The organism is Rhodococcus sp. JVH1 (assembly GCF_000280725.2).
In the GTDB taxonomy this organism is placed as follows: Bacteria; Actinomycetota; Actinomycetes; order Mycobacteriales; family Mycobacteriaceae; genus Rhodococcus_F; species Rhodococcus_F jostii_A.
Window position 1 is genome coordinate 416,632 of record NZ_CP166290.1, and the last position, 12,016, is coordinate 428,647.

A 12,016-nucleotide genomic window follows, 5' to 3' on the forward strand; every position below is an offset into this window, starting at 1 on the left:
ACACAGTTGCCGAGGCCTATCGGCCGCGCACCCCCGAGATTCTGGAGAACAAACATGCTGGACCGAATCTGCCGGTTCCTACTCTCATGGGTTGGACTCTCGTTTGCGAGCTACATCCTGCTCGACGAGGCAGCCGGCACAGAGATGGACGACACGCCGCCAGCTCCCGCCATCACGTCACCCCAGGATGACTGACATACCGGCGAGCCGCACGCACACGTCGAATGCAGCAACGGCTACAGAGCGCGAAGACCGTGTGCACCGTCGACGATCCGACCAAACCGCCGGCGCAACCCGTGAACCCGTATTGGAGCGGGCGATCGCCTAGTACATCCATGCGGTGCGCCATATGGTGACGCACACAGCTAAGCCGACCGATCTGGTGCTGAACATCACGCGGACTACCCCGACTGCCGGGCTTCGCGGTCCACCTGCAGATCGGAAATGACTCAGACACGCGGAAACCGTTGACAAGTTCTGCTAGTTCAAACTGTCCGGCTGCATCGGTAATTGATCACGACTCTCCACATCCATTCGGTGACCACCACCTTGGGGCATTTGCGACCACTTGCGGGATAGTAGAGTCGGACCCCCACCTAGGTCCTCGAGTTGGCCCGCACGAAGCCTTCACTCTACCCAGCGTGTTCAGCTTCGGCAGGCCAACTCGACGGTACGAAGGACTGCAACTGGCATATTCTCCATCGATTCACCAGCGCCCACATACAAACACGCTACGAGTCCCGACCAATCGAGGCGAGCCGCCGCACAAATCTACGAAACATGCATCTCGTCGCGACGATTGCCCAAAGATGGACCAGCGGACACGAAGTGTGGCCGTCCCGCGAGAACCCCGAGAGCGACAGCCAAGACTGCCAGCACCACGAACGCGCCGAGGAGAATATTCCAGTTCCCGAACAGATCGTGAAGGAACCCGAACAGCAACGGACCGATCGCTGCGACACCGTATCCGACAGTTTGGGCCATGCCAGCAAGCTCACTCGACACTATGTGATTGGGGGCCCGGAGCCCGAACAAAGTGAACGCCACAGCGAAGCCGCCGGCAGCCCCAACACCGAAAACAAGGGCAAAGGCCCCCGCTGCCAGCCCCGTGGACACAAGCATCCCCAGGGCGCCAACCGTTTGAATCACGCCGAACGCAGCGGCAACAGTACTCTGACTCGGATGCCGCGCAGCAAGAATGGGTGCCACGAGGCTGCTGCCGATGCCGACTATCGAGAATCCACCTAGGAAAGCGCCGCTTGCAGTCGGCGTCAGCCCCTTGACAGTGAGCACCGGCACCAGCCACGCCACAACACAATAGAATGTCAACGTCTGCGTGGAGAAGAACAGTGCAACCCACCATGCTGTCCGCGAACGCCACACCACGGTCTGCGTCACGATCTCGGCCGCGGGCTGATGTCGTTCACCGCCGACCAGCGACCAAGTCATCGCAGCGATCGCGGCAAGTACTCCAGTGGAGGCTATAGTCGCGCGCCAACCCCAACCGAAGTCGATCACAAGCGGAAGGGCGAGGAACGACGCGACACCAGAGCCCCCGGCAGTCAAGGCGATGTACAGACTTGTCATCGGCCCTATCCGGGTCTGGAAGTCCCGACGGATAATTCCCGGTAGAAGCACGTTGGGCATCGTCAGACCGATGGCGACCACTGCCGTTCCCAGATACATCAGCGGAATAGACGGGAACCATCGGATCACGCTGCCGGCGAGAACGAGTGCGAATCCGACTGCCATCGCGACTTCCATACCGAGTCGGCGAGCGACACGAGACACGTGGGCCGACACGAGCATAAACACCACCATCGGCAGCGTAGTGAGGACACCAACGGCCGTCGAAGACAGCCCCGTCGAGGCGTGGACAGTGTCGGCGAGCGGACCGATCACTGTGATCGGTGGACGCACGGCGATCGAGGCCGAGATTACCGCCACCATCAGCAACGCTGCCCGCCACCGCAGCGCTACGACACGTCGTTGTACGAGCTGGTGCTCCGTGGTCAGTTGAGAACTGTCAGAGATATTGTCGCCAAACACTTAACCTCACTAGTATTGAAGGGTATTTTCGCGCGAATAGACGATCAGCAGCCCTACGTGACATGCTGCTCGGGATAGCGCCTGAGTGCGTGGGTGAGCTACCCGATCCTGTGGGAACGCGACAGCACCTCGGAATTCAGCTGCCGATTCTCGCAGCGTCGTCCTCGCCCAATCTCGCACGTGGACATCGCTGCACCTCGCGCCCGTATACGATGGAGTGCACCGAAGGCGCTCCACCCACGCGAGTCAATCGGGAGCAACGATCAATCCCACGTTCACTTTGCGCTCAGGCATACGACCGCAACACTCGTGGCCGACGCTTTCCATTGGGTGCATTGCTGGTTTGCGCCACACGAGTGCTCCAACCCCCCAACGCACTGTTGCCGGTTCCTGACGGTCGTCCAGGCTCAGCTTGCGTCCGCCAGCAACAACTTTGCGCCGAGAGAATCGACAAGTCCAACATCGATTTCCGCTGACAACTAGCAGGATTCGTAATGGCTCGAAAGAGACAGCGTCCCTGTGCCAGCAAACCTCACCTGATCGCCAAGCTCGTCGCCGCAGACGACGCCGATGCGCTCGTGCCGCGGGTCGCGTATTGCTCGCGATGGCTTCAAAGCCGACAGCTTGGCCTACCGCCGAGCAACCCGGTCTGTGTGTCATTCCACGGCAGGCAGAGACCTATTGTGATTTCGAGGGGAGGGCCCGGGCGATGCTCAAGGCTGTGGTGTGCACCGCGGGTCCCACACGCCGGATGTCGACCTTGCCGATCCACCCCGACGCGGAGACGGCGGCCACCGGCGGGCCGCCGTCCACGCGGATGGCACTCGCGACGCAGGCGACACCGGGAGCGGATTCCTCATGCTCGTACGCGATGCCACTCGCGCTGATGCGCTTGAGCTGCCGCACCAGTGGCCCCGGTGTCGTGATGGTACGGGGGCCAACGCGTGGCAGTCCCGTCGCGATCACCGCCGCGAGGACGTCGTCCGACGAACCGGCCAGCAGTGCCTTGCCCACCCCGGTCGCGTGGGCGGGCAACCGACCACCGACGCCGGACGGAAGCCACGGCGCATCTCGCCCCTGCAAGATCTCGACGTACACCACCTCGGTACCGTCGAGGAGGACCCGAGCTGGGACGAGGCGCTCGAGGCTTTGGCCCGCTTCGCGTCCGATCGTGGTGACGCGGTGCGGGCGATCGGACTGCTCGACCGGGTCGAGGGTGCGTATCGCGAACCCATGTACGACCTGCTCCAATCGTTTCTTCCTGTCGACCGGCCGGACCTGGGGCGCAACGATCGGTGCTGGTGCGGATCCGGGCGCAAATACAAGGCGTGCCACCTCGGCAAGGCCGAACACCCACTCGAGCAGCGGGCTGCATGGCTGTACCAGAAGGCGGGTTCGTTCGCGCAGGGCATCGAGTGGCGACCGCTGCTGATCTCGCTCGCCCAGATTCGGTCCGCGCACGACGACGATCCGTTCGCGCTGTATCACGCGCTCGACGACCCGCTGGTCGCGGATGTGGTGATGTTCGAATGCGGAGCGTTCGCGCGGTTCGTCGCCGAGCGCGGCGTGCTGCTGCCCGCGGACGAACTGCTCCTGGCGCAGCAGTGGTTGCTCGCCGAGCGGTCGGTGCACGAGGTGGAGGCGGTGCGTCCGGGCGAGGGGCTGACGCTGCGCGACGTGCGCACCGGCGACCGCCTGGAGGTCACCGAGCGGACCGCCAGCAGGCAGTTGCGGGGCCGGCGACTTCTTCTGCGCCCGAGTGGTTCCCGCCGGTTCCACGATGCAGATCTTCGGCGGCATCGAACCGATCGAGCCCGGACAGCGTGGTCGGCTGATCGAGTTGCTCGATTCGGAATCCACCGACCCTGACGAGCTGGTCGAGTTCCTCAGCGCCCGGTTCGCGCCGCCGCGGCTGGTCACCCCCGACGGGCACCCGATGGTGGCGTGCCGGGCCGTGTTCGAGGTGGCCGACACCGCCGGGATCCGGCGCAAGCTCAGTCGCCGCTTCGGCGCCGCCGACGCAGACCGGTGGACCTGGACCGAGCAGGGCAGCGTGCTCGGCGTGCTGAACCTGGCCCCCGGCACCGACCCCTGGGTGCTCGAGGTCGAGGCGATGAACGAGCCACGCTTCGAGTCGCTGGTCGACGCCGTCGGCGCCGCCGATCCCGGGGCGAGACTGCGCGAGCAGACCCGGACGCCGGCGGCGGAGCTGATGGCTCAGGCGCAGGAAAACGTTCGGCCGACACACCCCGTCGACCCCGAGGATCCCGCGATCGCGGCGGCGCTCGACGAGCACATCCGCGGATACGAGCAGCAGTGGCTCGACGAGGCGATCCCCGCCCTCGGCGGTCACACCCCGCGCGAGTGCGCCGCCGACCCCACCCGCCGCGACGATGTGATCCGGCTGCTCGACTCCTTCCCGCAGCAGGAGCGGCCGGGGGCGATGAGCGTACGGCGACTGCGGGAGGCATTGGGGCTCTAGGATTCCGGCTGCCGTCCACGCACCGAAACCGGCGACGTCGTTGCCCAACGGTGACGACCGTGGCCCGCTGCGCGAGGGCGAGGGCGAGGGCGGCACGGTGGGCGTCGTGGAGCGGGTTTTCCGCCCGTGCCGGTGGGTGTCCACCGGGTTCGTAGCGCTGCGAGGTGTCCGACTCGGATACCGGCACGATCGCGGACGGTTGACTCAACCGGCTTCGGGCGGCGTCGAGGCCCCTGCTCGACGGTCAGCGGTGTGCGGTATGCGCTCGGGATGGCGGCGATCCGCATCAACCGCGGCGACGGCGATCCCGTCGAATCCGATCGGGCTGGGACAGTGTTAGACCGTCGATGCGTATCCGAGGGTGCGTGCGGCGGTGCGGAGGATGGGCCGCACGCGCGGGTGATCGAGTGGTCGAGTGAACTCGGGGTTGGTGGGGAATGAGTCGGCGGCGGGGTTCCACAGGACGACGTTCGGACGGCCGGTCATGGTGGACGGTACGTACAGACCGTCGAGGTGCGGCCATGTCAGGTGGATGGTGCGCGCCCACGTTCGGCACACGGTACGCGGTCCGTGAAGCAGTGCGTACGAGGCGTGGTGACGTACCAGCCAGGTTTCGGTGAGATTCAGCAGATTCAGGGGACGGGTCGGGCGCCACCCTGTCAGGGCAGGCGCCCCGATCGCGGTGTCGATCGTCCGTGTCGCCTGGTACACCTCGGCCAGCGCGGTGGCGACATCGCAGGCGGCGTAGAGGACCCCGATGGTGGTCGCTGCCGGGGCGGGGCCGGGGTGCGGGTCGTAGCGCGTGGACGCGATCGGCCCGTAGGTGCGCAGAGTCCGCCAGGACACCACGTGAGGACCGGTGGTGCGGTGGATCCGCCACAGCACACCGTCGTAGGCCAGCATGTCCTCCGGGGCAACGGTGAGCGGGGTCCGCGGTGCCCGCGGAGTCTTCGGGTGCCGACCGCTCACCAGGTGTCGAGGGATTCCACGAGTGCGACCACAGGTGCCGGGTCCGCCGCGGCGGCCAGATGCTCGAGCGGGGTCCGGTCGCCGAGGTCGGGTTGCGAGGTGTGCATGAGCGCGGCGACCGACACGGGGCTGGCGGTCGAGGGGATGGCTGCCACGACAGTACTAAGCCCCGGCAAGACATCGTCACCGACGAACTGCCATCGCGGGATGCGGCGGTGCCCGTGCAGATCGAACGCCCACAGCGTGCGCGCGGTGAGCCGCCGGGACACCACCGACCTGTCAATACCGAGCAGCGCCGCTGCCTCCTTGACGTCCAACGAATCCGCGAGCGCCGTCACCGTTTGCCGCGCGATCTCCACCGCACGAGCGCGGATCTCGGCCACCGACGACCACTGGTCGAGGACTTCGCCGACGCCCTCGCCGGCGTGCGTGCGGAGGAACTCGATCTCTCCAGCCGACAACGTGTCCGACGCGGCGGGTACCGCAGTGAGTGCAGCGTCGAGTTCGCGAAGCATCTCACGGGCGGTGAGGTCGACGTGATGCTTAGCAAGCAGCGCGTCGAGCGAATCCACCTTCTCCAACGACCCCATATGCACATCTTAGCCCGCTTGTGCACTGGTGTGCATCTCAGGTCGACGGGCCCGTGCACTTGCGGCCATGGGGCCAGCGTCCGGCGAAGCACACGCTCGACAGGTACCGGCACCCACCAGGCCACCACCGCGACGCCACCACGTGCTTCAACGCTATCCGAAAGAACTGGACACCCTGCGAGCGGACAATGCAAGGTTGCGGTGGTTGCTGGATCGAGCAGGCCCGCGCCGCCGATCCAGATCAGGGCGCGCTGACCGGAACTCCGGGGGCACCGTGGACATGCGATCCGCACCCGAGGAGAAGGTCCGGTTCTTCGCCGACCTGCTGCGGTGCCGCACCGATGTGTACGCGGTGCGGTGGAAGAACCGCCGGGACGGCAGGTTCGGATGGATGCCCGCGATCGAGGGCCCCTGGGTCAAGGGCATGAGCAGATCCGACGCACTCCTATCTGCCGCTGGCCCGAGGCAAACGCCCAGCACCGGCGCGGCGAACACCAAATGTGGGCGCGCCCAGCGGATCAGCATGTCCTGTTTCTCGACCGAGTCGACGGGACCGGTCGACGCCCGCCCGGACGGTGTGTGTGTAGGTCCCGGCGGCGGTCACGATCAACGCATGGCCATCGGCTTCGTCTCCTGCGGGCAATGTCTCCCATACCGGTGAGGGTGGTGTTGCCGCCGGCTCGGTTGCCGATGCATTCGGCAGATCCGCGGCTGCGGCGGGTGACAGCGCTAATCGCGTGGCGCGTCGCCGCGCGCTCCGTCCACTCCAAGCGTTCGACTGCGAGCCGTAGCCCGCACCGCCAGCGCCGCTGACAGCGATATCCTGGGAAGCACGTCGTCGAGAGGCTAACCCGTGTGGATTTCATCGAACGTATCGTGGACCGGATGAATCGACCTGGACGATGTCCGATACCGATCCGTTCGAGACCCACCGCGATGTGACCCCATCGGTCACTTCGGAGCTGAGAGCTGACGGATTCGACGACGCCCAAGAGATCGGGCGGGGCGGCTTCGGCGTCGTGTATCAGTGCACCCAAACCTCTCTCGACCGGACCGTTGCAGTGAAGGTGCTCACCAACAATCTCTCGGAGGAGAACCGGGAGCGATTCTTCCGCGAACAACGTGCGATGGGTCGTCTGACCGGCCACCCGAACATCGTGAATGTTCTCGAGGTCGGGGTCACCGACAGCGGCGAACCATACATTGTGATGCCGTATCACCCACAGGGTTCCCTGGACGAACGGATCAGGCGGCATGGTCCTCTGCCCGTGGACGAAGTGCTGCGGATAGGAGTGAAACTGGCTGGTGCGCTGGAGGCAGCTCACAGTCAGGACATCGTCCACCGCGATGTCAAGCCCGCGAACATCCTTCTCACCGATTATGGTGAGCCGGCGCTCTCGGACTTCGGGATCGCGCATATCTCCGGTGGATTCGAGACCGCTACGGGCATCGTGACCGGTTCGCCCGCGTTCACGGCGCCCGAGGTCCTCGGCGGCGCCTCCCCGAGCCCGGCCTCCGACATCTACGGACTTGGCGCCACCCTGTTCTGCGCAGTCACCGGCCACGCCGCATTTGAACGCCACAGCGGCGAACAGTTGGTAGCCCAATTCGTTCGTATTACAACAGAATCCGTCCCGGATCTACGGGATCAAGGCCTCGCAGACGATGTTGCCAGTGTGATCGAGAAGGCAATGTCCGGTCGTCCCGAGGACCGGCAACCCTCTGCCGCCGCATTGGGTGAGAACCTGCGCGAGCTCCAACGCAGCCGCGGACTACCCGCGGACGACATGGCGCTCCATACGCGTGCCGCACTGAAACCAGAACCGATACCGCATGGGCGGTTTGCGTCGAGCCCTTCCCATCATGAGGAAGGGAACCTGCCCCTGGAATTGTCCAGCTTCGTCGGACGCAGGCACGAACTCACCGAAGCGAAGAATTTGCTGGCATCGTCACGCCTGCTGACGCTGGTTGGAATGGGCGGCGTCGGGAAAACGCGTCTCGCACTTCGACTTGCAACGAGTATCCGCCGCGAGTTCGCCGACGGAGCATGGCTCGTCGAGCTCGATGAAGTCCGCACTCCGTCTCGATTGATCGACGTGGTGGCCGCAACGCTTGGCGTGCGGGACAAAACCGACCGGTCGCTATACGAGATTCTGCTGGACTTCCTGTCCTCGCGAGAACTGTTGTTGATCTTGGACAATTGCGAGCAAGTGATCGACGCGGTGGCCGACCTCGCCGCAACGCTACTGCAACACAACCCGAATCTGCGCATCCTCGCGACCAGCCGCGAGCCTCTGGCAGTAGATGGGGAGGCAACGCTGCGCGTTCCCCCACTCACCGTCCCCGACCCCGATCGCGAGCCGTCCCTGCAAGGTCTGCCCCAATACGACGCGGTGTCGCTGTTCACCCAACGCGCCACCACCGCGGTATCGACATTTACGTTGACCGACACCAACAAGTCCGCGGTCACCCGGATCTGTCACCGGCTGGACGGGTTGCCGTTGCCGATTGAACTGGCGGCGGCGCGGTTGCGTGCGATGTCGCCCGAACAGATCCTGCAACGCCTGTCCGACCGCTACGCGCTGTTGACCCGCGGCAGCCGAGCCGCACCTTCACGCCAGCAGACACTCCGATTATGTGTCGACTGGAGCTACGACCTGTGCACCCCGCTCGAACAACTGACATGGGCACGACTGTCGGTGTTCACCGGCAGCTTCGATCTCGATACCGCAGAACACGTGTGCGGGGACAATGTGCAGACCGGGGATCTGCTGGACTCGGTGGCATCCCTCGTCGACAAGTCGATCCTGATCCGCGAAGAGCACGGCACCGCCGTCCGCTTCAGGCTGCTCGAGACCCTCCGCGCTTACGGACGAGAAAAGGCCCAGCAGAACGGCGACTTCCACGACCTGCGCCAGCGACACCGGGATTGGTACCGCCAGCTGGCCCGCACCGCCGAGGACGAGTTCATCGGTCCCCGGCAGCTCGAGTGGATCGCGCGACTCAGCAGTGAGCAGCCGAATCTGCGGGACGCGATGGACTTCTGCGTCGCCGAAAATGATGCCGAAGCCGGTTTACAGATCGCCGCCCCCTTAATGCAGTTCTGGGGGTCACGCGGCCTGCTCAGCGAGGCGAGACGGTGGCTCGACCAATTCCTGTCACGCCAGGGAGAACATCCCACCCTTGCCACCATCAGAGCGCTGTACGCCGACTGCCTCATGACTGAACAGCAGCGGGACCATCAGCGAGGTGCCGCTCTGGTCGAGCAGGCGCGCCTCCTCGCTGACCAACTCACCGACCCGGTAGCGCAGGCGATCGTCGACCACGCCGATGGCATCGTCGGGTTGTTCAGCGGCGATCTCACGCGCGCGGTGTCAGGTCTGGAGCGAGCAGTATCGATGTTCCGAGAAGCAGAGAACGAGCCTGCGCTACAGATCGAGTCTCTGACGTTGCTGGGATTGGCGTATCAGGTGCTCGACACCGAACCCCTCCGGGCGATCGAATGCTACGAGGAAGTTCTCGCGATCACGAAGGTGCATGGTGAATCCGTCTATCGGTCCTACGCACTGTGGGCGATGGCTGTTGCCCAATGGCGCCTGGGCGCACAAAGTCGCGCAGTCGAATTGCTCGGAGATGGAGTGCGCCTCGCTCGGCGCGTCGACGACCCGGTCGGTTGCGCAAATTGCTTGGAAGCATTCGCGTGGCTCGCCGGAACCAGTGACCCTGAACGTGCCAGCACACTGATGGGGGCCGCGGAGGCGCTCGGCCGCGCGGCCGGAAGCCCCTCCGTGCTCGTTCCCGACCTGCTCGTCTATCACGAGGAATGCGAGCGGTCCGCCCGCCGGATGCTCACCGAACACGTCTTCGAGGAGGCCCTGCACCACGGCAGAGCCATGGATCTCGATTCCGCTGTCTCCTACGCGCTCGGCGAGCGTCCTCGAAAGCCGACGTCGCCGGGTCCGACTCGCTTGACGAAACGCGAACAGCAGGTCGCAGAGCTGGTCGCCGAGGGCCTGACCAACAAGGCGATCGCCGCCCGCCTGGTGATCTCCCAACGCACCGCGCAAGGGCATGTCGAGCACATCCTCACCAAACTCGGATTCACCTCGCGAGCACAGGTCGCGGCCTGGGTTGTCGAAGAACGGCAATCGTCGTAGCTTCCCGGTGCGTCTGAAACAAGCGCGGAGTCCAGATGGAAATTAACACCTTGGGCAAGTGCGCCGACCATGACGGGTCGTGCGCGAAGACCGCCCCCACTCCCGCACTGTGCGAGCGCTTCCCTGGCCCGGAGCGTCGATTGGCCCACCCGTCTAGGCAGTGAATTCCCCTACGTAGGCGGACCACTCGTCGAGCTTCTTCAACGTCTCAGTCTCACCTGCTGTCGGTAAAAGGAGAACAACTCGGTCGACTCCCAATTGCGCACAGCTGTCGAACTCGCAGCGTGTGGGGGTGCGGTGTGCACCACATTGACGTCCTCCCGGCCGTGAACGACCGGGAGGACGTCAAAGAACCCGGACAACGTGTCTGCGCTGGATACTCTCGCGGGCCGCGAGACACACAGAGATCGTGGATCAGACATCAGTGGACTGACTGCGCTGATGCGCTGCGGGTAACACTGATACCGGTAGCGTTCGAATCGCTACTTCGTCGACGTCAACGGCCGCAACAGCTTCAACTGGCCGTGGTCGACCGACCGCATGCGGCAGCGACTCGGCCGGTTCGACGAGGCGGCGTACGACGTGTCGCGTGAGCCGGCGTCGGCTACAGCGACTTCGCGATGATTCCCTTCATCACCTCGTTGGCGCCCGCGTAGATCTTCTGGACGCGGGCGTCCTCGTACATCCGGGCGATCAGGTACTCGCGCATGTACCCGTACCCGCCGTGCAACTGCACACACCGGTCGATCACCGCGCACTGCTGCTCGGTGAGCCAGTACTTGACCATCGCCGCCTCGGACGGGTCCAGTTCCCCACGCAGGTGCGCCTCGATGCAATGGTCCAGGAACACCGCACACGTGCGGGCGATGGTCTGGCACTCGGCCAGCTCGAACGCCGTGTTCTGGAACTCGAACAGACTGTGCCCGAACGCCTGCCGCGACTTCGTGTACGCAACGGTGTCCTCCACCGCACGAGTCATCGCACCGGACGCCTGCGCGCCGATGATCAACCGCTCCTGCACCAACTGCGCCATCAGCTGCCCGAAACCCTGCCCCTCCTCACCGAGCAGATTCGACACCGGCACCCGCACATCGGTGAACGACAACTCCGACGTGTCGGCGCCGTGCTGACCGACCTTGTCCAACACCCGCCCGACAGCGAACCCGGGGCAGTCCCGCAGATCGACGATCAGCAGCGCCACCCCCTTGGCACCGGCCTTCGGATCGGTCTTGACCGCCAGCACGATCATGTCGGCGGACGCGCCGTTGGTGATGAACGTCTTCGACCCGTTGACGACGTACTCGTCGCCGTCCCGGATGGCGGTGGTCTTGATCGCCTTGAGGTCCGATCCGGCGCCGGGTTCGGTCATGCCGATGGCGCCGAGGATCTCCCCGGTCGCCATCGCCGGCAGCCAGGTCTTCTTCTGTTCCTCGGTGCCGTACTCGAGGAGGTAGTGCGCCACGATCCCCGAATGCACCGAGATGCCGAGCGCGAGGTCGCCGGCATAGCCCTGGGCCTCGAACACGGCGAGGTCGTGCGCGAACGTGCCGCCACCGCCGCCGTACTCCTCCGGGATCGAGCAGCACAGCAACCCCAGCTCGCCTGCCGCGAGCCACACCGCACGGTCGATGCGGTGCTGGGCGTCCCACTTCTCGTTGTGCGCGACCACCTCGCGTTCGAAGAACCCGACCGCGAGCTCGGACAGGGCCTTGACCTCGTCGTCGTGCCACGACGGAATGTGTTTGTTCATGGTGTTTCTTTCTCGGAGG

At 65.1% G+C, this 12,016-nt stretch carries 8 protein-coding genes and 2 pseudogenes; 4 read left to right on the forward strand and 6 right to left on the reverse strand.

Features of this window, described 5'->3' with window-relative positions:
• Positions 1-771: 771 nt before the first annotated feature.
• Both JVH1_RS39500 and JVH1_RS39505 read right to left on the reverse strand, forming a co-directional pair.
• Entirely contained in the window at positions 772-2,049 is a 1,278-nt protein-coding gene (locus JVH1_RS39500; protein ID WP_009478569.1) for an MFS transporter, read from the reverse strand.
• Positions 2,050-2,727: 678 nt separating this feature from the next.
• A complete protein-coding gene (locus JVH1_RS39505; RefSeq protein WP_371113129.1) occupies positions 2,728-3,084 on the reverse strand; it encodes an IclR family transcriptional regulator C-terminal domain-containing protein in 357 nt (118 codons plus the stop codon).
• On the opposite strand from JVH1_RS39505, the gene JVH1_RS39510 reads away from it, so the two are divergent.
• Both JVH1_RS39510 and JVH1_RS39515 read left to right on the forward strand, forming a co-directional pair.
• Entirely contained in the window at positions 3,073-3,918 is an 846-nt protein-coding gene (locus JVH1_RS39510) for an SEC-C domain-containing protein (RefSeq protein WP_009478567.1), read from the forward strand. The two genes, JVH1_RS39505 and JVH1_RS39510, sit on opposite strands and share 12 nt — an antisense overlap.
• Positions 3,890-4,531 (forward strand): antitoxin Xre/MbcA/ParS toxin-binding domain-containing protein, encoded by a 642-nt coding sequence (locus JVH1_RS39515; protein WP_009478566.1) that lies wholly within the window; start codon positions 3,890-3,892, stop codon positions 4,529-4,531. The genes JVH1_RS39510 and JVH1_RS39515 overlap by 29 nt, the downstream gene beginning before the upstream one ends.
• A gap of 336 nt (positions 4,532-4,867) precedes the next feature.
• On the opposite strand, the gene JVH1_RS39520 is transcribed toward JVH1_RS39515, so the two are convergent.
• Positions 4,868-5,500 carry an RES family NAD+ phosphorylase gene (locus JVH1_RS39520; RefSeq protein ID WP_009478564.1) on the reverse strand — a complete coding sequence of 211 codons (633 nt, stop codon included), beginning with the start codon at positions 5,498-5,500 and terminating at the stop codon, positions 4,868-4,870.
• The gene (locus tag JVH1_RS39525; RefSeq protein ID WP_009478563.1) at positions 5,497-6,090 is read right to left on the reverse strand and encodes a helix-turn-helix domain-containing protein; all 594 of its coding nucleotides are present in this window, start codon (positions 6,088-6,090) and stop codon (positions 5,497-5,499) included. Before JVH1_RS39525 ends, JVH1_RS39520 begins: the two co-directional genes overlap by 4 nt.
• Before the next feature lie 280 nt (positions 6,091-6,370).
• Here JVH1_RS39525 and JVH1_RS39530 point away from each other — a divergent pair.
• A pseudogene (locus JVH1_RS39530) lies at positions 6,371-6,463 on the forward strand (hypothetical protein); the annotation flags it as partial.
• A 134-nt stretch (positions 6,464-6,597) separates the two neighbouring features.
• Here the strand turns inward: JVH1_RS39530 and JVH1_RS39535 are convergent.
• Positions 6,598-6,817 (reverse strand): annotated as a pseudogene (locus tag JVH1_RS39535) (hypothetical protein); the annotation flags it as partial.
• 175 nt (positions 6,818-6,992) lie between these two features.
• Between JVH1_RS39535 and JVH1_RS39540 the strand changes: the two are divergent.
• Positions 6,993-10,247 carry a protein kinase gene (locus JVH1_RS39540; RefSeq protein WP_009478561.1) on the forward strand — a complete coding sequence of 1,085 codons (3,255 nt, stop codon included), beginning with the start codon at positions 6,993-6,995 and terminating at the stop codon, positions 10,245-10,247.
• A 604-nt stretch (positions 10,248-10,851) separates the two neighbouring features.
• Here the strand turns inward: JVH1_RS39540 and JVH1_RS39545 are convergent.
• A complete protein-coding gene (locus JVH1_RS39545; protein WP_371113130.1) occupies positions 10,852-11,997 on the reverse strand; it encodes an acyl-CoA dehydrogenase family protein in 1,146 nt (381 codons plus the stop codon).
• Positions 11,998-12,016 lie beyond the last annotated feature (19 nt).